We start from the raw sequence: 24,139 nt of genomic DNA, 5'->3' as shown, positions 1-24,139 counted from the left end.
CTGTGGACAATAGCCGAACAGGTGTACGAGAAGGCAAGCGACTCGCGGGGGGGCGGGCGAAACGGCTGCTCAGCGTAGCCGGGCGGGCACCCGGTCGGGATAGGCGGCGACGACCGCGCGCCAGACGACGTGCGTCTCCTCACCCGCGGCGAGGGCCTGCTCGACCGTCCGCCCGCCGAGCTGGGACAGGACCTGGTCGCTGGCCATGCTGGCCGCGTACGCCGGCCCGAACGCCTCCTCCAACCGGGCCCAGAAGTCGGTCAGCCGCACTGGTCATTCCTCCTCGTCGGGCGCCCCGGCGGGCACCGGACGCAACGCTAACGCCACCAGCGGCACCACCGCGATCGCCGCCAGCAGGGTGAGCACCGGATAACCGGCCGCCCGCATGACAAACCCGCTGACCGCGGCGGCCCCGGCGCCGGCCAGGCCCATGGTCAGGTCGGAGAAGCCCTGCACACTCGGGCGGACGGCCGCCGGCACCGACTCCGACAGCAGCGTGGAGCCGGCGACCATCGTGCCGGACCAGCCCAGCCCGAGCAGGACGAGACCGATCGAGAGCCGGGGCGTGTGGTGCCCGGCGGTGCCGGCGACGGCGCACGCGGCGAGCAGCAGCCCGACGCCGCCGAGGATGACCGTGCGCCGGCCGGACCGGTCGGTGAGCCAACCCACCAGTGGGGACAGGGCGTACATGCCGGCGATGTGCAGGCTCAGCACGATGCCGACCACCCGCAGGACGTCGGCGTCGCCGTGCGACTCGCCGAGCCGCACCGGAGTCATCGACATGACCGCCACCATCACCACGTGGCCCACCGCCACCGCGGCGATGCCGAGCCGGGCCGCCGGGCGGCCGCGTACCACCTGCCAGGCCGCGCGCATCCCGGCGCCGCGCCGGGCGGTCGGAGCCTTGGCCACGACGGCGCCCGGCGGCGGGGTGACGTCCGGCGCGGCGGGTGCCGTGACCGGAGTGGCCGCCGCCAACCGGCGCGCGGTGAGCAGCGGGTCCGGCCGCAGCAGCGCGAGGAGTACGCCGGCGGCGAGCACGAAGGCAGCGGTGCTGAAGGCGAACGGGCCGGCCAGCGGCGGCAGCCCCCACCCGCTGGTGACCCGGTCGGCGAGCGCGGCGAAGTTCGGCGCGGCCACCGCGCCGATCGTCGTGGCCCAGACGATCAGGGAGAGCTGGCGGCCCCGGCGGGCCGGCTCGGCGAGGTCCACCGCTGCGTAGCGGGCCTGCAGGTTGGCCGCGGTGCCGCCGCCGAAGAGCAGCATGCCGAGGAAGAGCAACGGCACGGAGCGGTTGACCGTCGCGAGCACCACCAGCACCGCGCCGGCCGCGCCGGCCAGGTAGGCCATGGCCAGACCCGGCCGGCGCCCGTGCCCGTTCATGATCCGGGTGACCGGGACGGCCAGCAGCGCGCCGCCCACCACGGCGGCGCTCTGCGCCAGGCCGGCGACCGCGGTGCCGGCGATCCGGGCGGCGAGCAGCGCACCGACCGCGATCCCGATGGTGACGCCGATACCGCCGATGATCTGCGTGCCGAACAGCAGGCGCAGGGTACGCCGCTGGATCGGCGCGACGTCGGGCCCGGTGCGGGCGGGTGCGGTCAGGTCCGTGGTCATCGGCGCCTCCCCCGAGGTTGAGGAGCTCATCCTCGCGCACCGGACCGGAGCGCCGGCAGCGAGTTTTCGCTAGAGGCCGAGCCCCCGGCCGATGATCTCCTTCATGATCTCGGTGGTGCCGCCGTAGATCGTCTGTACGCGACCGTCCAGCCAGGCCTTCGCGACCGGGTACTCCAGCATGAACCCGTAGCCGCCGTGCAGCTGCACGCAGCGGTCGGCGACCCGGTTCTGCAGCTCGGTGGTCCACCACTTGGCCTTCGCCGCGTCGGTCACCGACAGGCGCCCGGCGTTGAACTCGGCGACGCAGTGGTTGACGAAGGTCCGTGCGATCGTGACCTCGGTGTCCAGCTCGGCCAGGAGGAACCGGTTGTGCTGGAACTTCCCGATCGGCCGGCCGAACGCCTCGCGGCTGCGCGCGTAGTCGAGGGTGAGGGCGAGCAGCTTCTCCGCGGCGGCCACCGCGGCGACCGCGATGCTGAGGCGTTCCCGGGGCAGGTTCGCCATCAGGTGGTAGAAGCCGTGGTTCTCGGTGCCGATCAGGTTCTCCGCCGGCACCCGGCAGTCGTCGAAGAAGAGCTCCGCCGTGTCGTTGGCCTTGAGGCCGACCTTCGCCAGCCGGCGGCCCCGGCCGAACCCGGGGGTACCGGTCTCCACGGCGATCAGGCTCACCCCGTGCGCGCCCTGGTCCGCGGTGCGGGCCACCACCACGACCAGGTCCGCCATCTCCCCGTTGGTGATGAACGTCTTCTGGCCGTTGAGCACGAGGGTGTCGCCGTCGCGGACCGCGCTGGTGCGGACACCGGCCAGGTCGGAGCCGGCGCCGGGCTCGCTCATCGCGATGGCGGTGACCAGGTCGCCGGAGCAGAAGCCGGGCAGCCAACGCTTGCGCTGGTCGTCGGTGGTCAGCTCGGTGAGGTACGGCGCCACGACGTCGTTGTGCAGGCCGAACCCGAGCCCGGAGCAACCCGCGGCGACGATCTCCTCGACCAGCACCGCGTTGAACCGGAAGTCCTGCTGACCGCCGCCGCCGTACTCCGGGTCGACGTCCATGCCGAGCAGCCCCGCGGCGCCGGCCTTGCGCCACACCTCGCGGTCGACGATGCCCTCGGCCTCCCAGCGCTCGTGGTGGGGGACCGCCTCGCGGGCCAGGAACTCCCGGCACAGGTCGCGGAACTCCTCGTGGTCCCGCTCGTACAGATGCTGCTCCATGGCGGCCAGTGTGGCACCGCCCGCCGGCCCTGCCCAGGGGGGTCCGCCCGCCGGGGCCGGGTCAGCCGAGGGCGCGGGCGGCGACGGTCAGGTCGGCGACCAGCCCCTCGTACGCCTTGTCCTGGTCGTCGGCGCGCAGCACCGCCGACGGGTGGATGGTGGCCAGCAGGCGGGCCTCGGGAGCGTCGGCGACCGTGCCCTTCGAGTCCACCGGGACGCGCTGGAAGTCCTCCGGGTGCTGGGCCGACGCCGGCCACGGCAGCAGCTCGCCCCGCTGCCGGGTGACCCGGAACGCCGGCCCGAGCAGGGCCTTCGCGGCGGTCGCGCCGAGCACCACCACGATCTCCGGCCGGAGCTGGGCGAACTCGGCGACCAGCCAGGGCCGGCAGGCGGTGATGTGGACGCGGTCCGGAGTCTGGTGGATGCGACGCTTGCCGCGCAGTTCGAAGCGGAAGTGCTTGACCGCGTTGGTGAGGTAGATGTGGCCGGGGTCGAGGGCGGCGTCGTCGACCGCTCGGCGCAGCAGCCGGCCCGCCGGGCCGACGAACGGCAGCCCCTTCTGGTCCTCCAGGTCGCCCGGCTGCTCCCCGACGAACACCACCCGGGCGCTCGTGTCACCCCGCCCGAAGACCGTCTGCGAGGCGTCCCGGTAGAGCTCGCACCCGCGGCAGCCGGCGGCGGCGGCGCGAAGCTCGTCGAGCGTGTCGGCCTGCGGAGGGATGAACTGCTGGGCACCGGGCGCGGTCCCGCTCTGTTCGGCCATGCGGACTGTTATATACCCGTAGGGGCGACGATGCCGGGTGCGGCGAGTCGCCGTCAGTATCCGCCGCCGCCGTCCCCACCGCCGGACATCAGGGCGATCACCACGATCACGAGCACGATCGCCGCCACGATGACGGCGATCCAGACGCCCCGCTTCGACCCGCTGGCTGCCATGGTCGCTCACCTCCGGCGCGGCGCTTACCCGCCCGGACGCCGGACACACTTCGACCGTCGGTCGGAGCCGGTCACACGGTGAAGCCCGGTGTCGCGGCGGGCCGGAGGGCGCGGGTCACCGCGTCGGCGAGCGGTGCCAGGTCGTCGTCGTCGAGCGGACTGACCGTGAGGCGGACCGCGGGCCCGGCGCCGAGCCGGTAGAGCGCTCCGGGCGCGACCGCCCAGCCGGCGTCGCGCAGCGCGGTCACGACGCTGGTCTCGTCGTGCACCGGCAGCCAGATGTTGATGCCGCTGCGGCCACGGGCCGGCACGCCACGCGCCGCCAACTCGGCGAGCAGCCCGGCGCGGCGCCGCTCGTAGCTCTCCCCGGCCCGGTCGACCAGCTCGGCGACGGACGGATCGGACCACAGGCCGAGCACCAGCCGTTGCAGGACCGTGGACACCCAGCCGGCGCCGGCGCGCAGCCGGCCGGCCACCCGGGCCACCGTCGCCTCGTCACCGACCAGCACCGCGAGCCGCAGGTCGGGCCCGTACGGTTTGCTGACGCTGCGGAGGAAGGCCCAGCTCGGAGTCGCCCCGGCGAGGGGGTGCAGCGGGACGCGGGCCAGCTCCGCGGCGTGGTCGTCCTCGATCAGCAGCAGGTCGGGCCGGTCGGCGAGCAGCGCCCGCAGCGCGCGGGCCCGGGCGGCGGAGACGGCGGCGCCGGTCGGGTTCTGCGCGCGGCTCGTGACGACCAGCGCCCGGGCGCCGAGGGCGAGGGCGGCCTCGACGCCGGCCGCGGTGGGCCCGTCGTCGTCCACCGGCACACCGATCGGGCGCAGCCCGAGCGCGGCCACCAGGTCGAGCAGGTTGGCCCAGCCCGGGTCCTCCACCGCGACGGCGTCGCCCGGGCGCAGGTGGGCGCCGAGCAGGCGCTCGATGCCGTCCAGGGCACCGGCGGTGACGGTGAGCTCCCCGGGCGGCACCCCGTCCGCGGCCAACCGCTGCCGGGCGGCGTCCGCCAGGTCGGGCAGGACGGCCCGGCTCGCGTACCCGACCGGCGGGCCGATCCGCTCGGCGAGCGCAGCCAGGTGCGGACCGAGGGGCGGCAGCAGCCGGGGATCAGGCTGGCCGAGCGCGAGGTCGCGGACGCCGGGAGCCGGCGGCGGCAGCAGGGCCGACCGGCCGCCCGCGACCGGCGGGCGGGGCCGGACGCGGGTGCCGTGCCGCCCGGCGGTGACGACCAGCCCCCGCCGGCGCAGCTCCTGGTACGCCCGGGCGACGGTGGCCGGGCTGACCGCCAGCTCGCCGGCGAGCGCGCGGACCGCGGGCAGCGCGTCGCCCGGGGCGAGGGCGCCCGAGCGGATGCCGGATTCCACGCTCGCCGAAATCGCCGCCGAGGTGACCCCGGTGATCTGATAACGTACTGACACAGTTCGGGGATTGTACTAGCACAAAGGCGGGATGTCACATGTACGCACCGACCCCCCGCACCACCGCCAGCCGCTCGCGGGACCGGATGAGCTACGACCGGGAGTCCGCGCACGCCGTGCTCGACGAGGCGTACGACTGCGCGCTCGCGTTCACCGTCGACGGGGAGCCGCGCGTGCTGCCGACCCTGCACGTCCGCATCGGCGACACGCTCTACCTGCACGGGTCGACCGGCGGGCGGCCGCTGCTCGCGGCCCGGGGCGGGGGGCTTTCCGTCTGCGTGGCCGTGACCCTGCTCGACGGCCTGGTCTACGCCCGCTCCCAGTTCCACCACAGCGCCAACTACCGGTCGGTGGTTGCGCACGGCACCGCCCACCTGGTCACCGGAGCGGACGAGAAGGCCCGGGTGCTGACCGCGCTGATGGAGAAGGTGGGCCGGGGGCGCAGTGCGGAGAGCCGCCCGCCGACCCGTCGCGAGCTGGCCGAGACCGCCGTCCTGGCGCTGCCGCTGCGGGAGGTCTCGGTGCGGTCCCGCACCGGTGGCGTCCGGGACGAGGAGTCCGACCTCGACCTGCCGTACTGGGCGGGTGTGGTGCCGCTGCGGTTGACCGCCGGCGTGCCCGAGCCGGACGCGGGCGTGAGCGTCCCCGTCCCGGCGTATCTGCGACGGGCCCGCTCGCCCTGGCTGGAGCCGGTCGTCCTGCGGGGCGAGCACGTGGTGCTGGAACCGCTGGACGTGGCCCACGCCGAGGAGCTGTACGCCGCCCTCGACGATCCCGAGGTGTGGCGGCACGTGGGCAGCGCTCGGCCGGTGACCGTCGACGACACGGCGGCCCAGATACGCGCCGCGCTGGACGCGCACCGGCGGGGTGCCCGGGTGCCCTGGGTGCAGCGGTGCGCGGCGACCGGGGCGGTGGTCGGCACCACGTCCTACTACCAACCGGACGAGGAGCTGCACACCGTCGAGATCGGCTACACCCATCTGGGCCGGCCCTGGTGGCGCACCGGCGTCAACACCGAGGCGAAGCTGCTGCTGCTCGGCCGGGCGTTCGACGAGCTGGGCGCGGTCCGGGTGACGTGGCAGACGAGCACGCGCAACGAGCGGTCGCAGCGCGCCATCGAGCGCCTCGGCGCCACGCGGGAGGGGACGCTGCGGTCCAACCGGCGTCGGGCCGACGGCACCTGGCGGGAGTCGGTGCTCTACTCGATGCTCGCGTCCGAGTGGCCAAGAGCACAGGTCAGGCTGCGGGAAATGCTTCGACCGGCGGTGCCGGCGGCGTGATGATGGCCGGCGTGCTGGGGATCACCGACATCTGGACGTACCTGCTGGGCACCGTGGCCATCATCCTGCTGCCCGGGCCCAACTCGCTGTTCGTGCTCTCCACCGCCGCGCGGCGCGGGGTGGCCGCCGGCTACCGGGCGGCGGGTGGCGTGTTCGTCGGCGACGGCGTGCTGATGTTCCTGTCGGCCGCCGGGGTGGCGTCGCTGCTGAAGGCGTACCCGCCGCTCTTCCTGGTGATCAAGTATGCGGGCGCCGCATACCTGGGCTACGTGGGTGTGAGCATGCTGCGCGGGGCCTGGCGGCGCTGGCGCACGCGCAACGACCCGGACGCGCCGCGGCTCATCGACGCCGCGGACCCGGCGCAGCTGCGCAGCCCGTTCCGCAAGGCCCTGGTGGTCAGCCTGCTCAACCCGAAGGCGATCCTGTTCTTCGTCTCGTTCTTCATCCAGTTCGTCGACCCGGGCTACCCGTGGCCGGCGCTGTCGTTCCTGCTGCTCAGGCTGCTCGCTCAGGTGGCCAGCGCGCTCTACCTGACCGTGCTGATCTTCGCCGGTACGTTCCTGGCCGCCCAGTTCCGTCGGCGCCGGCGGCTCGCCGCCGGAGCGACGACCACGGTCGGCGCCCTCTTCCTCGGCTTCAGCCTCAAGCTCGCCACCGTCAGCGGCTGACCCCGCGGTCAGGTGCCGTCGCCGCCTCCGCCACCGACGCCGGCGCCACCGGCCGTGCCACCGAGCCCGAAGCCGGGCCGGACGGGTTCGTCGGGCGGCCGGCTGACGTGGGCGGACTCGCTGATGGTGGCCGACCAGTCGGCGTGCGCCGCCGCGGCGGCGTGCCGGCTGATCGTCTCCCGCAGCCATCCGTCCACCGTCGCCACCCAGTCCCGCCGGTCGGCGTCGGCGTGCCAGATCCGGAACCGGCTGATGCTCTGGTGGGTGATGCCGGCCAGCGCCAGCCGCCGGTCACACCAGAGGAGCACCTCCAGGCCGGCCGAGTTGGTCACGAAGGTCACCTCGAGTTCGGTGATCGGCCCGGCATACAGCGGCGCGACCCAGTAGCCCAGCCGCTGGTGCAGCGGGAGTGCCTGCTCCACGCCGGGCAGCCGGCCGTCGACCAGCCCGGCCTGCCGCAGGGTGAAGCCGAGCGTGTCCAGGGCGGCCAGGATGTGCGCCTGGGTGGGCAGCGGATGCACGAACACCGGCACCATCGCGCCCTGGTCGAGCTGCGGCTCGATCGCCACCTCGGTCCGCAGGCCCATCCGGAGGCTGAGCAGCGGCACCCCGCCGAAGGTCGTCACCGGGGTCTCCCACGGCAACGGGAACTCGAACGGGATGCTGCGCGCCCGCCCGGCGCGCAGCACGAAACCGCCCGCCACCCGGGCCTGGTGGAACTGCACGAGGCGGCGGGGAGCGTCCGGGTCGTCCGGCTCGGCCGTGGTCACCAGGCCGAGCCGGACGTGCAGCACCGGTACGTCCGTCGAGCCGGCGCTGACCGTCACCCGCCCGGGCAGGCGCAGCCCGGGACGGGTGCTCGGGTTGGCCAGTGCCGTCCGGACGGTCAGTCCCGTCCAGCCGGACTCCGGCGACACTCCCGTCAACCGCACCGGGCCCGCTTACCCGGGCCGGGTCACCGCAACCGCCGTCCCCGCGGAATCGGGTCGGTCTCGTCGTCGAACTCGCCGATGACCTCCTCCAGGAGATCCTCGAGCGCGACGAAGCCGATCGGGCGGGCCGGCCCGCCGCCGTTGCGGACCAGCGCCAGCTGCGACTGCCGGGCGCGCATCGCCGCCACCGCCTCGGTGACCGTGGCGGACGCGGGCAGCGTGAACGCAGCGGTCATCAGCTCGCCGGCCGTCGCCGCCGGACGGGTCGCGGTGGCGCGTACGGCCTCCCGGACGTGCACCAGGCCGCAGACGTCACCGGCCTCGTCGAGCACGGCGAGCCGGGACCGCCCGCTGTCCCGGCTGACCTGCTCGATGTGGCCGGCGCCGGCGTCGCGGCGGACGGTGACCATCTGGTCGAACGGCTCCATCACCTGGGCCACCGTGGTGCCCTGCAGCTCCAGCATGCTGGTCAGCAGTTCGTGCTGCTCGGCGCCGAGGAGGCCGTGCTCGCGGGACTGCTCCAGCAGGATGCGCAGCTCGTCCGGGCCGTGCACCTGGGCGAGCTGGTCCTGCGGTTTGACCTTGACCAGCCGGAGGATGCCGTTCGCCAGCGCGTTCAGCGCCGACAGCACCGGCCGGGCGACCCAGGCGAAGGCCCGGAACGGCAGCGCCAGGAGGGTCGCGGACCGCTCGGCGTCGGTGATCGCCCACGACTTCGGCGCCATCTCGCCCACCACCAGGTGCAGGAACGTCACCAGGCTGAGGGCGAAGACCAATGCGATCAGGTGGCTGGCCGCCGCGGGCAGGCCGACGGCGTGCAGGAGCGGGCTGAGCAGGTGCTCGATCGCCGGTTCGGCCAGCGCACCGAGGCCGAGCGTGCACAGGGTGATGCCGAGCTGCGCGCCGGCCAGCATGAGCGACAGCTCCCGTACGCCGTCCAGTGCGGCCCGGGCGGCCCGGCTGCCGCCGGCCGCGGCCTGCTCCAGGCGGTAGCGCTTGCTGGCCACGAGGGCGAACTCGGCGGCGACGAAGAACCCGTTCAGCGCCAGCAGGACCGCGGAGGTGATGAGCGCGACGCCGGGGCTCACGCGTTCACCTCCTGGCCGCCGGGCTCCAGCAGCCGGAGCCGGACCGAGTCGGCGACGTGCCGGTCGACGGCGAGCACCTCGACCAGGGCCTTCGTGCCGACCGGGGCCTCGTCACCGTCCACCGGCAGGATGACCTCGAGCCGGTCACCGACCTCGGGCACCCGGCCCAGCTCCCGCATGACCAGGCCGGAGAGCGTGTCGTACTCCGGGGCCTCGGGCAGCGAGATACCGGTGCTGTCGGCGACCTCGTCGATCCGCCAGCGGGCCGGCACCACCCAGGAGCCGTCGTCCTGCCGCGTCGGTGACCGCTCCGGCGGGTCGTCCTCGTCGCGGATCGGGCCCACCAGTTCCTCGGCGATGTCCTCCAGGGTGATCACGCCGGCGAAGCCGCCGTATTCGTCGACCACGCAGGCCAGCTGCCGGTGGCCGGACCGGAGCCGGTCGAGGACGGTGGGCAGCGGCAGGGTTTCCGGAACCAGCAGCGGCGGGACGGCCACCGCGCTGACCGGGGTGGTGGCGCGGCGTTCCAGCGGTACGCGGAGCACGTCGGCGATGCCGATCACGCCGGTGACGTCGTCGACGCCCTCGGCGCCCCGGACGGGGAAGCGGGAGCGGCCGGTCTCCAGCAGTTCGACGATCCGGCTGACCGGCTCGTGGGCGCGCACGGTGTGCACGTCGACCCGGGGGACCATGGCCTCCCCCGCGGTGAGCTGGCGGAAGTCCAACCCGCGGTCGAGCAGCGTGGACATCTCCGCGGTCAGGTGCCCCTCCTGGCGTGACTCGGCGATGATCTGCTCCAGGTCCTCCGGGGTGGCGCCGCTGGGCAGCTCCTCGATCGGCTCGATGCCGACGCGGCGCAGCAGCCGGACGGCGGAGCGGTCGAAGAGCTTGATCAGCGGGCCGGCCACCTTGAGGTAGACCAGGGTGGAGCTGGCGAGCGCCCGGGCGAGCGGCTCGGCGCGGGCGATGGCGAGGTTCTTGGGTGCCAGCTCGCCGATGACCATCTGCACGACGGTGGCGATGACCAGCGCCAGGAAGACCGACAGCGGCAGGCTCACCGAGGTCGACAGCCCGGCCAGGCCGAGCAGCTCGGCGAGGCCGGCACCGAGGTACGGCTCGGCGACGTAACCGACCAGCAGCGCGGTGACGGTGATGCCGAGCTGGGCGCCGGAGAGCATGAACGACAGCCGGCCGGTCACCTCGAGGGCCCGGGCGGAGGCGCGGTCGCCCTCGTCGGCGCGCTGTCGGAGCTTGCCGCGGTCCACGGCGACGTAGCCGAACTCCTGGGCCACGAAGTATCCGGTGGCCACGGTGAGCACGATGATGAGGAGAAGCCCGACGACGATCAACACGGGTGGCTCAGGGCTCCCGGTCGGGTCGGGATCAGGGAGTGCCGGGTATGACCCGGCCTACTACTGCTGCCCTCCTGGGCAGACGAGTCGATCATGCGGCCCATTTTATCGGTATCCGCTGAAGGTTCGCTGAAGGTGCCGGAAGGGCCCCCGGCGGTCCGGGGACCCTTCCGCCGCAACGTCAGCTCTGGGTGATTCGCACGTCGTCGACCGCCGCCTCGACCAGGCTGGCGGTGCTGGCGTCCGCAGCGTCGACGACGATCCGTACCGTCTGTCCCCGCAGGGCGGAGATGTCCGCGCTGCCGGTCTGCCAGGCTGCGGCCCGGTTGCTCGCCGCCCCGGTCGCGTTGAGCGCGGTCACCGTGCCGCTGCCCACCACCCGGATCCGCAGGTAGTCGGCGCTGCTCGAGTTGTTCAGGTGGGCGAGGTACCAGGAGAACGAGAGGGTGAGCGTCCCGGTCGACGGCAGGGTGATCGCCGGCGACTGGATCGTGCTGACCCCGCCGTCGAGGTCGTACGTGCCGGCGCTGCTGCCGGCCGCCGCGCCGGTGACCAGGTCGTAGCTGCCGCTCACCGTGGTGCCGAGCTGGGTGGTCACCCCGGAGCTGCTGGTCGCGGCGGGGTCTCCGCGCTCCCAGACGCCGGCGGTCGCGGTGTCGGTGCCGGCCGGGTTGCGGGTCCACCCGGTGGCGGTCTCGAAGGTGTCGCTCCACACCGTGCTGCCCGGCGGGGTCGCCGCCTGGGCCAGCGCCCAGACCGTGTACGCGATCGCGTCGGCGTTGCGGTTGAGCGCGGTGTCGTTGATGTTGGCCGTGGTGTCGCAGGAGCGGTGGTAGCAGGGGTCGAAGGCCTGCCCCGCCGTACCGCCCCAGAGCGACGCGTGGGTGCTCGACTTGATGCCCTCGGCGCCGGTGAACGTGCCTCCGGCGGGGATGCCGACCGAGATGAACGGCCCGTAGTCACTGCGGCCGTCGAAGTCGGTGCCCCGGGTCGGCACGCCGATCGAGCTGAAGTACGCCTGGATGGTCTGCTCGATCTGCGCGGAGCCGGCGGGGCCGGGACCGGCGCCCACGCCGTCGGAGTTGTCGCCGTCGTAGACGAAGTAGCCGGCGTTCGGCGAGCCGACCATGTCGAAGTTGAGGTACTGCTTGATCCTGGCCCGCTCGGCCGTCGACAGGTTGTTCACGTAGTGGCGGGAGCCGCGCAGCCCCAACTCCTCCGCGCCCCACCAGGCGAACCGCAGGCGCTTGTCGGGGCTGAATCCGGTGCGCGGCACGGCGAGCGCGACCTCGAGGATGGCCGCCGAGCCCGAGCCGTTGTCGTTGATCCCCGGCCCGGCCGTGACGCCGTCCAGATGCGCCCCGGTCATGACCACCGAGTTCGCGTCGCCCGCCGGCCACTCCGCGAGGAGGTTGTAGCCGGTCGCGCCGTTGTAGGTGAACGACTGCACGGTGGTGGTGTAGCCGACCGCGTCGAGTTGCGCCTTCACGTAGTTGACCGAGGCGAGGTAGCCCGGCCGGCCGTGCGCCCGGTTGCCGCCGTTCGCGTTGGCGATCGACTGGAACTGGGTCAGGTGGGCCTTGACGTTCGCGAGGGGGATGTCCGGGGCGGCGACGGCGGCCGCCGCGAGGTCGGGCACCGCCGGGGCGACGCCGGCCGCCGGGGCGGCGCCGGCCGCCGACGCGGTCAGGGCCGCCGCGGCCGCGGCGGCCAGAACGGCCAGCCAGGTGGGTCGGGGGGTACGGGGTGTCATGGGTCCTCCGGGGCTCCCGGTCGCACCGGTGGGCGCGACCGCGCGTCCGGTCACCGATCGATGACCATCACTGCGAAGAGTGCAGCGGGACGCCCCCTCCGGCAAGACGCAAGCCGCCGGAATCGCCACCCAGCCGCAATTGCGACGCGCCGGGCCGGCGTCGCGAAGGGGTATTTTCGCTACCGGAGACGCTAATAGGGGGTCCTTCCCTCCAGGTCGTCGGCGTGCAGGCAGGCACGGTCGACGTGCCCGGTGCGGTACGCGGTCCGGGCGATCATCTGGGCCGACACCGGAGCCGTGGCGAGTTGGAAGAGACCCACCAGGGCGATCATCCCCAGGTCCTCCTTCGACCGCAGCCGCAGCGCCACCCCGGCCAGCAGAAGCAGCACGCCCAGCGTCTGCGGCTTGGTGGCCGAGTGCATCCGGTCCAGGACGCCCGGGAAGCGCAGCACCCCGATCCCGGCGGTGAGGCTGAGCAGAGCGCCGGCCATCAGGAAGGCCGCACCGAGCCAGTCGGCGACGGCGGCGAGCATCAGCGGTCCTTCCGGGCGGCGAAGCGGACCAGCGCGACCGAACCGATGAAGCCCAGCAGGGACACCACCACCATCACCGGCAGGGTGGTGGCGTGCCGGTTGATCGCCGCCTCGGCGCCGACCGCGCCGACCAAGGTGGCCAGCAACATGTCCGCGGCCACCACCCGGTCCAGCAGGGACGGGCCCCGGTAGAGCCGGACCAGCGTGAACAGCGCGGTCAGCGACAACAGCGCGGACAGGACAACGGCGAGAAAGACGGTCATCAGGTTCCCCTCTCGGCGGGTTGGTCGAGCTGGCGTACCTCGGCGGAGGAGCCCACCGCCCGGACGATCCGCCGCTCGATGGTCAGCACCTGCTCCCGCCCCGCGCCCAGGTCACGCGGCTCGTGCACGTCGAGCAGGTGGACGTAGAGCACGCCCCGGCCGCGGTCCACGTCGACGATCAGCGTGCCCGGCACCAGCGAGATCACCTCGGCGGTGAGCGCCAGGTTGAGGTCCGTGCGCACCCGCAGTCGCACCGCGATGATCGCGCCACATGGGATGTAGCCCGGCTGCACCGCGATGTGGGCCACGTGCAGGCTGGCGGTGACCAGTTCGACGGCGAACCGGAACAGGAACGACAGCACGGCAACGGGCCGGAGCCGACCGCCGAAGGTGACCGGCGGCAGCGGGAAGAACACCAGTACCACCGCGGCCACCAGCAGCCCGCCGAACAGGTTCTCCCAGGAGAAGTCACCCCACAGCAGGTTCCACACCAGCACCAGCCAGCCGTACGTGACGAGCTGGTCGCGCCATCGGATGACCCGCGCCCTCACGGTGCCGCCTCTGTTGGCGACTGCGGGGCTCGCAGACCCGGCGCACTCCGCGCGCTCACGGTGTCCCCTCCGGGAAGACGGCCCGCACGTACGGGGTGCGGCTGATCAGGTCAGCCGCCGCGTCCGCGGTCACGTCGAAGAGCGGCCCGGCGACCACGCTCAGCGTCAGGCCCAGCGCCACCAGCGCGGCCGTCGCACCGACCATCAGCGACGGCAGGCGCACCGTCGGCTCGCTGGTGGCCAGCTGGGGCGCCCGCCAGAAGGCGACGTTCCAGACCCGGGAGGCCACGTAGAGGGTGAGCAGGCTGGTCAGCGCGCCGGCGGCGACGAGGACGGCGGGCAGCACGCCGCCGGCCGCCACGCCCGCCTGGAACAGCCCCAGCTTGCCGAGGAACCCGGAGAACGGCGGGATGCCGGCGAGGTTCATGGCGGAGACGAAGAACAGCACCCCGAGCAGCGGGGCGACCCGGGACAACCCGCCGAGCCGGCGCAGGTCGGTGCTGCCGGCGCGCACCTCGACCAGGCCGGCGACCAGGAAGAGCGTGGTCTGGATGGTGATGTGGTGCACCACGTAGAAGATCGCCCCGGAGAGCCCGGCGACGGTGCTGAGCGCCACTCCGAAGATCATGTAGCCGATGTGGCTGACCAGGGTGAACGAGAAGAGCCGCTTCATGTCGGACTGGGCGACCGCGCCGAGGATGCCGACCAGCATGGTCAGGCCGGCCACCACCATCAGCAGGCCGGCCACCCGCCCGTCCGGGAAGAGCAGGGTCTCGGTGCGGATGATCGCGTACACGCCGACCTTGGTGAGCAGGCCGGCGAAGACCGCGGTGACCGGGGCCGGTGCGGTCGGGTAGCTGTCCGGCAGCCACGCCGACAGCGGGAACACCGCCGCCTTGACGCCGAAGGCGACCAGCAGCATCAACTGGAGGCTGAGCCGTACGCCGTCGGGCAGCGCGTCCAGGCGGGTGGCGAGCTGGGCCATGTTGACCGTGCCGGTCGCCGCGTACACCAGCGCGACCGCGGTCAGGAAGGTCATCGACGACAGGACGCTGACCACCACGTACGTCGAGCCGGTGCGGATCCGGGTCTCGGTGCCGCCGAGCGTGATCAGCACGAAGCTCGCCGCCAGCAGGATCTCGAAGCCGACGAAGAGGTTGAACAGGTCGCCGGCGAGGAACGCGTTGGTCACGCCCGCGGTGAGCACCAGGTAGGTCGGGTGGAAGATGGCCACCGGGGTCGCCGTCGTGCCGGTCTCCCACTGCCGCTGCCCGATCGAGTAGAGCAGGACGCACAGCGTCACCGCCGCCGACACCACCAGCATCAGCGCGGCCAACTGGTCGGCGACCAGCACGATGCCCACCGGGGCCGACCAGCCGCCGATCTCCGCGACGATCGGTCCGTGCCGGTACGCCTGCACGAGCAGCGCCACGGCGACCGTCAGCGTGGCGGCGAGGCAGGTCACGCTGACCGCCCGCTGCACCCGCGGCCACGCGGCGAGCAGCAGGGTCAGCGCGGCACCGAGCAGCGGCACCACCACCGGCAGCGGCACCAGGCGACTCACCGGGACCTCCCGGCGTACCCGGTCATTCGGAACCCTCCGCGCGACGGTGGCGGCGCAGCCCGGGGTCGACCTGTTCCGGGTCGGCGTCCGGCCCCTCGCCGCCACGGTCGGTGGTGGGCGCCTCGTCGCGCTCGGCCAGGCGCACGACCTGCCGGTCCTCGATGTCGTCGGGCACCTCGTCGTCCCCGGTCAGGTACCAGCTGCGGTAGCTCACGGCGAGCAGGAACGCGGTCAGGCCGAACGTGATGACGATGGCGGTGAGCACCATCGCCTGCGGCAGCACGTCGCTCATCGCACCGGCCGGTGCGGTGCCCACCACCGGGGGCGCACCGGCCCGCCCGCCGAGCAGGATGAGCAGGTTGACGCCGTTGCTGAGCAGGATGATCCCGAGCAGGATCCGGGTCAGGCTGCGCTCCAGCAGCAGGCTGACCCCGCAGGCGACGAGCACGCCGACGAAGACGGCCAGCACCAGCACCGGCCCCCCGGCGCCGGGACTCACGGTGCCCCCTCGCGTTCGACGGCCAGGCCACCGGCCCGGCCGTCGGCCTCGATGTGCCGGTCCACCTCCGCGCCGAGGCTGCGCAGGATGTCCAGCACCAGCCCTACGACGACCAGGTAGACCCCGACGTCGAAGAAGAGCGATGTGATCACGTAGAAGTCGCCGATCAGCGGCAGCCAGAGGTCGACCCTCGTGCTGGCCAGGGCCGGGGCGCCGAGGAGCAGGCCGACCGCGCCGGAGCCGACGGCGAGGCCGAGTCCGGCGCCCAGCACGACGCCGGCGCTCACCGGGGCGGCCTCGACCAGTTCGTCCCGGCCACCGGCGAGGTATCGCACCGCGAGCGCCAGGCCGGCCACGAGACCGCCGCTGAAGCCACCGCCCGGCGCGTTGTGCCCGGAGAAGAGCAGGAACAGCGAGAAGACCACCACGGTGTGGAAGATCAGCCGGGTGATCACCTCCAACACGATCGAACGGTGCCGCGCGCTCAACGTCAGGCCGCCGCGCAGCCAGATCGGCTGGCCCGGTTGCTGCGGCTGGGTCGAGCGCACCGCCCGTCGCGGGCGGGGGCCGGTGCGGCCACGCAGGAAGACCAGGCTCGCCACTCCCGTCGCGGCCACCACCAGTACCGCCAACTCGCCCATCGTGTCCCAGGCGCGGATGTCCACCAGGGTCACGTTGACCACGTTGCGCCCGTGCCCCTCGGTGACCGCCAGGTCGGGGAACTCCGCGGAGATGGTGGGTACGGTCCGGGCGGCCCCGGCGGCCAGCGCCAGCCCGGCCGCGATCAGCCCGGCGGCGATCCCGATCCCCCGGCGCACCCATCGGCTGCGCCGGAGCGGGCGGACCGAGAACTGCCGTGGCAGCCGGCGCAGCACCAGCACGAAGACGGCGATGGTGGCGGTCTCCACCAGGAACTGGGTCAACGCCAGGTCCGGGGCACCGAACAGCATGAAGAGCAGCGCGCTGCCGTAGCCGGTCACCCCCACCAGCAGCATCGCGGTGAGCCGGCGCCGCGCGCCCACCGCGAGCATCGCGGCGACGGAGACCACCGCCACCACGACGAGCTGGAGCGGGGTGTCCCACAGCGCGACCTGTTCCCGCCACGGGCGGCTCACCAGCAGCGAGCTGCCCGGCACCACCACGATCGCGAGCAGGATGGTGCCCAGGTACTGCGGCAGCGAGCCCCGCTGGGTGGCACCGGTGACCTCGATGGCGAGCCGGTCGAACCGCCCGACGATCCACTGGTATCCCTGGTTTCCGGTCACGGGCACGTGCAGCCGGGCCAGGACGGGGACGAGCGGCCCGCGCAGCGCGAACAGCACCAGGCCGGCGGCCACGGCGAGCGCGGAGAGGCCGAGCGCCGGGCTCAGGCCGTGCCAGAGCGCGAGGTGCGTGCCGACCGGCCCGAACAGCTCGGCGTACGGGCGCAGCGCGCCGTCGAGGAGGCCGGCGGCGGGACCGGCGGCCAGCCCGACGCCGGCGAGCACCGCGGGCGGGACCAGCATCGGCACCGCGACCCGGCCGACGTCGGTCGGCGCGAGGCCGGGGCGGCTGCCGAAGGCCCCCCAGAGGAACCGGGCGCTGTAGGCGACGGTCAGGGCGGTGCCGGCGACCAGCCCGGCGAGCACCAGCGGCTGTTCGAGGAACGCGGCGAAGATGCTCTCCTTGGCCACGAAGCCCAGCAGCGGTGGCAGCCCGGCCATCGAGGCCGCCGCGAGCACCGCGACGGTGGCCAGCAGCGGTGCCCGGCGGCCCAGGCCGGACAGTTCCCGCAGGTCACGGGTCCCGGCGCCGTGGTCGACGATCCCCACCACGAGGAAGAGCCCCGCCTTGAACAGGGCGTGCGCGAGCAGCATCGCCACGCCGGCCTGCGCCGCCTCCGGCGTGCCCGCCCCGACCAGGACCACGAGCAGGCCGAGCTGGCTCACCGTCCCGTACGCCAGGAGCAGCTTCAGGTCGGTCTGCCGCAGCGCCGCCCAGCCGGCGGCGACCATGGTGGCCAGCCCGGCGACGGTGACCACCGGGCGCCACGGCCCGACGGTGGCCAGGACGGGCGCGAGCAGCCCGATCAGGTAGACGCCGGCCTTCACCATCGCGGCGGCGTGCAGGTACGCGCTGACCGGCGTCGGTGCCGCCATCGCCGCCGGCAGCCAGGCGGAGAACGGCAGCACCGCGGACTTGGACAGCGCCCCGACCAGGATCAGCAGGACCGCCGTCACCAGGACCGGACCGCCCGGCAACGGGCCGGCCGACAGCTCGGACCAGCGGTACGTGCCGGCGTGCTCGCCGAGCAGGACGAACCCGACCAGCATGGCCAGTCCGCCGAGCGTGGTGACGGTCAGCGCCTGGGCGGCGGCCCAGCGGCTGGACCGCCGCTCGGTGCTGTGCCCGATGAGCAGGTACGAGAAGACCGTCGTCAGCTCCCAGCCGACGTAGAGCAGCAGCAGGTCGTCGGCGAGGACCAGGAGGAGCATCGCCCCGGCGAAACCGACCAGGACGGCCGCGAAGCGGGCGACGCCGAACGATTTGCGCCCGAAGTACCGGCCGCTGTAGACCAGCACCAGCGCCCCGACCCCGCCGACGAGCAGGGTCATCAGCCAGGACAGAGTGGTCATCCGCAGGGCCAAATGGAGGCCGAGCTGGCGGATCCAGGGGTACGTCTCGACGACCGCGCCACCGTGCGCGACGGCGGGCGTACGGACCACCGCCCAGCCGAACGCGGCGGCGGGCGCGAGCGCGAGCGGATAGCAGGCACGTGGTCCCCACCGCCGGACCAGCGACGGCGCGACGAGCGCCGCCACGAGGTGGAGGATCAGCAGTACGAGCACCCACACTCCCGGTCGAGGTGGCGGCGGCACGCCGGGCCGGTCCGCCCCGCGCGAGCCGCCCGTCGTGGGCGGCGTCGGACCAGGGCGCGGTCGGCCGTCCGCCCGGCGGCCGCCGGGCGGACCGACACCTGGCGAACCGTGCCCCAGGTGCGATAAGACGTCAGATCGCCCGGAGTTGTGGTTGTTTTACGGGAATTCGTGCTTTCTCTCAGCCCACCCTGGCCGCCATGGCGCCGGTGGGCGCCGCTCCGGGCGACGGTCCGGCGGCCGCCTCTTCGGGCGGCAGTCCGGCGGGCCCGCCGCGGTCCCGTCGTTCCGCGGGACGACGGGACGGCGCGACGCCGACGGCCGGGCGTTGCCTGGGATCACGGGACGGCCGCGGCCGGCACCGGGCGGTGCCGTCAGCGGGCGGCCACCTCGGCGTCAGCGAGGCCGGCGCCGGCGAGGTCAGCATCGGCGAGGTCAGCATCGGCGCCGGCGCGGTCGGCGCCGGCGCGGTTGTCGGCCAGCGGGGCCGGCTCGCGGCCCGGACGGTCGCGGCGGGCCTCCACCAGCAGGTCGGGACGGCCGAGCTGGAGCGCGACGCGGTTGACGACCCGCTGGGCGGCGGCGAGCGAGCGCACCGAGAGCAACCGGCCCCGGCTTTCCCGGCGCAGGACGAAGAAGTGCACGGCCGCGCGGACCCGGCCCCGGTCGGCGGCGCTGGCCCGGGCGGTGGACGCCACCAGCTCGCGCAGCACGTGGGCGAGGCGTTCGGCGAGCTCCAGCTCGGGGCCGGTCAGGCCGGCGCGGACGGCGGCGAGATGACTGTCGACCTTGCGGATGAGCACGTCGGTGCCGGGCTCGACCTTCCGCTTCTCGACCGTCATCGACCCCTCCGCCCGCCCGCGTCGCGAGTGAAGTTACTTTATGTTGTGGGTCACAAGCAAGCAGTTAAGTGAGACTTAACGTATTCATCGTCATATCAACCATTTTCGGCGTTCGACCGGACAGAACACCACCGCCGTCGGGGGACGTTGTCACACCGCCGGGGCAGGATGGGAGCGTGGCGAAGGGGACGGGTGGCGAGACGGCTGGCGCGCCGGCCACGGGCGACGCGCTCGCCGCGTTCGGTGCGGCCACCCGGGAGTGGTTCGGCGCCGCCTTCGCCGCGCCCACCGCCGCCCAGGCGGGCGCCTGGCGCTCCGTCCGCGCCGGTCGCAACGCCCTGGTGGTGGCACCGACCGGCTCCGGCAAGACGCTCGCGGCGTTCCTCTGGTCGCTCGACCGCCTCGCCGGCGAGCCCGCTCCGGCCGATCCCCGCCGGCGCTGCCGGGTCCTCTACGTCAGCCCGCTCAAGGCACTCGCGGTCGACGTCGAGCGCAACCTGCGCACCCCGCTCGCCGGCATCCGGCAGGCCGCAACCCGCCTCGGCCGCACCCCGCCCGAGATCACCGTCGGCATGCGCACCGGCGACACCCCGGCGGACGAGCGGCGCGCCTTCGCGCGCACCCCGCCGGACATCCTCATCACCACCCCCGAGTCGTTGTTCCTGCTGCTCACCTCCGCCGCCCGTGACTCGCTGCGGGGCGTCGAGACGGTCATCGTCGACGAGGTGCACGCGGTCGCCGGCACCAAGCGGGGCGCCCACCTCGCGCTGTCGCTGGAACGCCTCGACGAGTTGCTGCCCGCCCCCGCCCAGCGGATCGGCCTGTCCGCCACCGTCCGGCCGGTCGACACGTGCGCCCGGTTCCTCGGCGGGGCCCGGCCGGTCGACGTGGTCGCCCCGCCCACCGCCAAGACCATCGAGGTCGGTGTCTCCGTCCCCGTGGCGGACATGACGCGCCTCGACGAGCAGGAGCTGCCCGAGGACGACCTCGGCGGTCCCGGCCCGCGCCGCGCGTCGATCTGGCCGGCCGTGGAGGAGCGGGTGTTCGCGCTGATCCGGGCACACCGCTCGACCATCGTCTTCACCAACTCCCGCCGTTCCGCCGAGCGGCTCTGCGCCCGGCTCAACGAGCTGGCCACCGAGGAGCTGGCCGATGCCGCACCGGGAGCCGACACCCGGGGCGGGCCGGCGCGCGCCGCTCGGCCGCCGGCCGAGCTGATGGCGCAGGCCGGGGCGGTGGCGGGTGCGCCAGCGGTGATCGCCCGGGCGCACCACGGCAGCGTCTCCCGCGAGGAGCGCAAGCACATCGAGGAGGCGCTCAAGTCCGGGCAGCTTCCGGCGGTGGTGGCCACCTCCAGCCTGGAGCTGGGCATCGACATGGGCGCGGTCGACCTGGTCGTGCAGATCGAGGCGCCGCCGAGCGTCGCGGCCGGCCTGCAACGCGTCGGCCGCGCCGGGCACCAGGTCGGTGCCGTGTCCCGCGGCGTGGTGTTCCCGAAGCACCGTGGCGACCTGCTCTCCTGCGCCGTGGTGGCGGAGCGGATGACCGGGGGCGCGATCGAGGAGCTGCACTACCCGCGCAACCCGTTGGATGTCCTGGCCCAGCAGATCGTGGCGATGGTGTCGCTCGACCCGTGGCGGGTCGGCGATCTCGCGGCCGTCGTCCGCCGCGCCGCGCCGTTCGCCGAGCTGCCGGATTCGGCCCTGCACGCCGTACTGGACATGTTGTCCGGGCGGTACCCGTCGACCGCCTTCGCCGAGCTGCGTCCCCGCCTGGTCTGGGACCGGGCCGCCGACCTGCTGACCGGCCGGCCCGGCGCCCAGCGGCTCGCCGTGACCAGCGGCGGCACCATCCCCGACCGGGGCCTGTTCGGCGTCTTCCTGGCCGGGGCGGAGCGGGCGGCACGGGTCGGCGAGCTGGACGAGGAGATGGTCTACGAGTCCCGCGTCGGCGACGTGTTCCTGCTCGGCTCGTCGTCCTGGCGGATCGAGGACATCACCCCCGACCGGGTGCTGGTCTCCCCCGCGCCGGGCCAGGCGGCCAAGATGCCCTTCTGGAAGGGCGACCAGCCGGGCCGGCCGGTGGAGCTGGGCCGGGCCATCGGCGCCCGGGTCCGCACGCTGCTGCGCCAGGGCGACGACGCGGTCGCCGCGCTGCGCGCCGGCGGGCTGGACGACTGGGCCGCCGGCAACCTGATGGCGTACCTGCGGGAGCAGCAGGCGGCCACCCGCGCCCTGCCGGACGACCGCACGGTGGTGGTCGAGCGGTTCCGGGACGAGCTGGGTGACTGGCGACTCGCCGTGCACAGCGTCCTCGGCGCGCGGGTCAACGCGCCGTGGGCGCTCGCGATCGCCCGCCGGCTCACCGAGCGGTACGGGGTGGACGCCCAGGTGATGCCGTCCGACGACGGCGTCGTGGTCCGCCTGCCGGACACCGCCGAGGAGCCGCCCGGGGCCGACGTGGTGGTCTTCGACCCCGACGAGATCGCCCAGCTGGTGGAGGAGTCGGTCGGCACGTCGGCGCTGTTCGCGGCCCGGTTCCGGGAGTGCGCCGCCCGGTCGCTGCTGCTGCCCCGTCGCGACCCGCGCCGGCGCCAGCCGCTCTGGCAGCAGCGGCAGCGGGCCGCCCAGCTGCTTGACGTCGCCCGGGAGTACGCGGACTTCCCGGTCACCCTCGAGGCGGCCCGGGAGTGCCTGCAGGACGTCTTCGACCAGCCCGCGCTCGCCGCGCTGATGCGCGACCTGGCGGCCCGGAAGGTCCGCCTGGTCGAGGTCGAGACGCCGCAGCCGTCGCCGTTCGCGCGGTCCCTGCTCTTCGGCTATGTCGGTGCGTTCCTCTACGAGGGCGACGCTCCCCTCGCCGAGCGGCGGGCCGCCGCGCTCGCGCTGGATTCGGCCCTGCTCGGCGAGCTGCTCGGCCGGGTCGACCTGCGGGAGCTGCTCGACCCGGCGGTGCTCGCGGAGACCGAGCGCCAGCTCCGGTGGCTCACCGAGCAGCGCCGCCCCCGCGACGCGGAGGACGTGGTCGAGCTGCTCCGGGTGGTCGGCGACCTCAGCGCCGGGGAGCTGGCCGAGCGCGGGGTGCCGCTGGAGTGGTTGGCCGGGTTGGCGGCGGCCCGGCGGGTGCTGCGGGTACGGATCGCCGGCGCGGAGCGCTGGGTGGGTGTGGAGGACGCCGCCCGGCTGCGGGACGCGCTCGGCGTGGCGCTGCCGGTCGGGGTGGCCGACGCGTACCTGGCGCCGGTGGCCGACCCGCTCGGTGACCTGGTCGCCCGGTACGCCCGCACGCACGGCCCGTTCGCGGCGGCGACCTGCGCCGCCCGGTTCGGGCTGGGCGTGTTCGTGGTCGAGCAGGCGCTGCGCCGGCTCGCCGCCGCCGGGCGGGTGGTCTCCGGGGAGTTCGCGCCCGACACGGTCGGCACCCAGTGGTGCGACGCCGAGGTGCTGCGGCTGCTGCGCCGCCGTTCCCTCGCCGCGCTGCGCCGGGAGATCGAGCCGGTGCCGCCCCGGGCGCTGGCGACGTTCCTGCCGAGGTGGCAGCAGGTCGGGTCGTCGGCGCGCGGTGTGGAGGCGGTCGCCGCGGCGGTCGAGCAGTTGCAGGGCGCCGCAGTGCCGGGGTCCGCGCTGGAGCGGCTGGTGCTGCCGGCCCGGGTCGCCGACTACTCCCCCGCCCAGCTCGACGAGCTGTGCGCCAGCGGCGAGGTGGTGTGGGCCGGTTCCGGGGCGATCTCCGGCGGGGACGGCTGGGTCACGCTCGCGTACGCGGACACCGCGCCGCTGCTGCTCCCCCCGCCCGACGGGTCGCTCGCCCTCACCCCGCTGCACGAGGCGGTGTTCGACGCCCTCGGCGACGGGCAGGCGCTGTTCTTCCGGTCCCTGTCCGACCGGCTGGGCGCCACCGACGACGCGGCGCTCGCCGCCGCCGTGTGGGATCTGGTCTGGGCCGGTCACCTCACCAACGACACCCTCGCCCCGCTCCGCGCGGCGCTGGGCGGCGGCGGCGCGCACCGGTCCCGCCCGGCCGCCGGTCGCACGCGCTACCGGCGCCCCGGACGGGTCGCCCTGCCGTCACGCAGCGGCCCGCCGACGGTCGCCGGCCGGTGGTCACGCCTCCCCGAGCGGGACACCGACCCCACCCGGCGCGCCGCCGCCCTCGCCGACGTCCTGCTGGAGCGGCACGGCGTGGTGACCCGGGGCGCGGTCGTCGCCGAGCAGGTCCCCGGCGGCTTCGCCGCGGTCTACCCGGTGCTGTCCGCGCTGGAGGAGCGGGGCGCCGCCCGCCGGGGCTACTTCGTGGAGGGGCTGGGGGCGGCCCAGTTCGCGGTGCCCGGCGCGGTCGACCGGCTGCGCGCGCTGGCCGACCCCGCCGACGGTGGGCGGGCCCGCGGTGGCTCCGCCCTGGTCCTCGCCGCCAGCGATCCGGCCAACCCGTACGGCGCGGCGCTGCCCTGGCCGGAGCGGGCGGTCGACTCGGGCGACGGTGCCGCGCCGGCGACCGGGCACCGGGCCGGCCGCAAGGCCGGTGCCCTGGTCGTGCTGGCCGCCGGTGACCTCGTGCTCTACGTCGAGCGGGGCGGCCGGACGCTGCTCTCCTTCACCGACGAGGCCGACGCCCTGGCCGCGGCCGGCAAGGCACTGGCCGACGCGGTCCACAGCGGCGCGCTCGGCACGATCTCGGTGGAGCGGGCCGACGGCGAGGCGGTGCGTTCGTCACCGCTTCGCGACGCCTTGACCGCCGCCGGCTTCCGGGCCACCCCGCGCGGCTTGCGGCTGCGCGGCTGAGCCG

At 74.5% G+C, this 24,139-nt stretch carries 17 protein-coding genes and 2 pseudogenes; 3 read left to right on the top strand and 16 right to left on the bottom strand.

The window, feature by feature from the left end; genetic code table 11:
• Positions 1–69: 69 nt before the first annotated feature.
• The 5 genes and pseudogenes from EV376_RS12690 to EV376_RS12670 form a co-directional block, all read right to left on the bottom strand.
• Entirely contained in the window at positions 70–270 is a 201-nt protein-coding gene (locus EV376_RS12690) for a DUF3046 domain-containing protein (protein ID WP_130322938.1), read from the bottom strand.
• A pseudogene (locus EV376_RS12685) lies at positions 261–1,617 on the bottom strand (MFS transporter). Before EV376_RS12685 ends, EV376_RS12690 begins: the two are co-directional and overlap by 10 nt.
• Before the next feature lie 69 nt (positions 1,618–1,686).
• Positions 1,687–2,826 carry an acyl-CoA dehydrogenase family protein gene (locus tag EV376_RS12680; protein WP_130322934.1) on the bottom strand — a complete coding sequence of 380 codons (1,140 nt, stop codon included), beginning with the start codon at positions 2,824–2,826 and terminating at the stop codon, positions 1,687–1,689.
• A gap of 61 nt (positions 2,827–2,887) precedes the next feature.
• Complete coding sequence (locus EV376_RS12675) at positions 2,888–3,589, bottom strand: UdgX family uracil-DNA binding protein (RefSeq protein ID WP_130322932.1); 702 nt, start codon at positions 3,587–3,589, stop codon at positions 2,888–2,890.
• 244 nt (positions 3,590–3,833) lie between these two features.
• Positions 3,834–5,174 (bottom strand): aminotransferase class I/II-fold pyridoxal phosphate-dependent enzyme, encoded by a 1,341-nt coding sequence (locus tag EV376_RS12670; protein WP_130322930.1) that lies wholly within the window; start codon positions 5,172–5,174, stop codon positions 3,834–3,836.
• A gap of 38 nt (positions 5,175–5,212) precedes the next feature.
• On the opposite strand from EV376_RS12670, the gene EV376_RS12665 reads away from it, so the two are divergent.
• On the top strand, positions 5,213–6,454 hold the full coding sequence (locus EV376_RS12665; RefSeq protein WP_130322928.1) for a bifunctional pyridoxamine 5'-phosphate oxidase family protein/GNAT family N-acetyltransferase: 1,242 nt from the start codon (positions 5,213–5,215) through the stop codon (positions 6,452–6,454).
• Complete coding sequence (gene leuE / locus EV376_RS12660) at positions 6,454–7,122, top strand: leucine efflux protein LeuE (protein ID WP_130328635.1); 669 nt, start codon at positions 6,454–6,456, stop codon at positions 7,120–7,122. The genes EV376_RS12665 and leuE overlap by 1 nt, the downstream gene beginning before the upstream one ends.
• Before the next feature lie 8 nt (positions 7,123–7,130).
• Here the strand turns inward: leuE and EV376_RS12655 are convergent, their stop codons facing one another.
• From EV376_RS12655 to EV376_RS12605, 11 genes and pseudogenes are all read right to left on the bottom strand, one after another.
• Entirely contained in the window at positions 7,131–8,054 is a 924-nt protein-coding gene (locus EV376_RS12655) for a sporulation protein (RefSeq protein WP_130322926.1), read from the bottom strand.
• 23 nt (positions 8,055–8,077) lie between these two features.
• Positions 8,078–9,142, bottom strand: a complete 1,065-nt coding sequence (locus EV376_RS12650) for a hemolysin family protein (protein WP_130322924.1) — start codon at positions 9,140–9,142, stop codon at positions 8,078–8,080.
• On the bottom strand, positions 9,139–10,494 hold the full coding sequence (locus EV376_RS12645) for a hemolysin family protein (protein ID WP_130322922.1): 1,356 nt from the start codon (positions 10,492–10,494) through the stop codon (positions 9,139–9,141). Before EV376_RS12645 ends, EV376_RS12650 begins: the two co-directional genes overlap by 4 nt.
• Before the next feature lie 181 nt (positions 10,495–10,675).
• Complete coding sequence (locus tag EV376_RS12640) at positions 10,676–12,247, bottom strand: M20/M25/M40 family metallo-hydrolase (protein WP_130322920.1); 1,572 nt, start codon at positions 12,245–12,247, stop codon at positions 10,676–10,678.
• Between the two features lie 191 nt (positions 12,248–12,438).
• Positions 12,439–12,780 carry a monovalent cation/H(+) antiporter subunit G gene (gene mnhG, locus EV376_RS12635; RefSeq protein WP_130322918.1) on the bottom strand — a complete coding sequence of 114 codons (342 nt, stop codon included), beginning with the start codon at positions 12,778–12,780 and terminating at the stop codon, positions 12,439–12,441.
• Positions 12,780–13,043, bottom strand: a complete 264-nt coding sequence (locus tag EV376_RS12630) for a monovalent cation/H+ antiporter complex subunit F (RefSeq protein ID WP_130322916.1) — start codon at positions 13,041–13,043, stop codon at positions 12,780–12,782. The genes mnhG and EV376_RS12630 overlap by 1 nt, the downstream gene beginning before the upstream one ends.
• Positions 13,043–13,594, bottom strand: coding sequence for a Na+/H+ antiporter subunit E (locus tag EV376_RS12625; protein WP_130322914.1), 552 nt, complete (start codon positions 13,592–13,594; stop codon positions 13,043–13,045). Before EV376_RS12625 ends, EV376_RS12630 begins: the two co-directional genes overlap by 1 nt.
• A 55-nt stretch (positions 13,595–13,649) precedes the next feature.
• The gene (locus EV376_RS12620) at positions 13,650–15,158 is read right to left on the bottom strand and encodes a Na+/H+ antiporter subunit D (protein WP_130322912.1); all 1,509 of its coding nucleotides are present in this window, start codon (positions 15,156–15,158) and stop codon (positions 13,650–13,652) included.
• A 22-nt stretch (positions 15,159–15,180) separates the two neighbouring features.
• Complete coding sequence (locus tag EV376_RS12615; RefSeq protein WP_130322910.1) at positions 15,181–15,657, bottom strand: Na(+)/H(+) antiporter subunit C; 477 nt, start codon at positions 15,655–15,657, stop codon at positions 15,181–15,183.
• Entirely contained in the window at positions 15,654–18,485 is a 2,832-nt protein-coding gene (locus EV376_RS12610) for a Na+/H+ antiporter subunit A (protein ID WP_130322908.1), read from the bottom strand. Before EV376_RS12610 ends, EV376_RS12615 begins: the two co-directional genes overlap by 4 nt.
• Before the next feature lie 515 nt (positions 18,486–19,000).
• Positions 19,001–19,354: pseudogene (locus tag EV376_RS12605) on the bottom strand (hypothetical protein); the annotation flags it as partial.
• Between the two features lie 176 nt (positions 19,355–19,530).
• Here EV376_RS12605 and EV376_RS12600 point away from each other — a divergent pair.
• Complete coding sequence (locus tag EV376_RS12600) at positions 19,531–24,135, top strand: ATP-dependent helicase (RefSeq protein WP_130322906.1); 4,605 nt, start codon at positions 19,531–19,533, stop codon at positions 24,133–24,135.
• The last annotated feature ends 4 nt before the right edge of the window (positions 24,136–24,139 follow it).

The organism is Micromonospora sp. CNZ295 (assembly GCF_004217535.1).
The sequence above is the reverse complement of the archived record's forward strand: the minus strand, read 5'-3'. Positions and strand labels throughout refer to the sequence as shown.

Coding starts and splice junctions, on each gene's coding strand:
- EV376_RS12680 (WP_130322934.1), bottom strand. CDS start 2,826: ATGGAGCAGCATCTGTACGAGCGGGACCACGAGGAGTTCCGCGACCTG.
- EV376_RS12675 (WP_130322932.1), bottom strand. CDS start 3,589: ATGGCCGAACAGAGCGGGACCGCGCCCGGTGCCCAGCAGTTCATCCCT.
- EV376_RS12665 (WP_130322928.1), top strand. CDS start 5,213: ATGTACGCACCGACCCCCCGCACCACCGCCAGCCGCTCGCGGGACCGG.
- leuE (WP_130328635.1), top strand. CDS start 6,454: ATGATGGCCGGCGTGCTGGGGATCACCGACATCTGGACGTACCTGCTG.
- EV376_RS12640 (WP_130322920.1), bottom strand. CDS start 12,247: ATGACACCCCGTACCCCCCGACCCACCTGGCTGGCCGTTCTGGCCGCC.
- mnhG (WP_130322918.1), bottom strand. CDS start 12,780: ATGCTCGCCGCCGTCGCCGACTGGCTCGGTGCGGCCTTCCTGATGGCC.
- EV376_RS12630 (WP_130322916.1), bottom strand. CDS start 13,043: ATGACCGTCTTTCTCGCCGTTGTCCTGTCCGCGCTGTTGTCGCTGACC.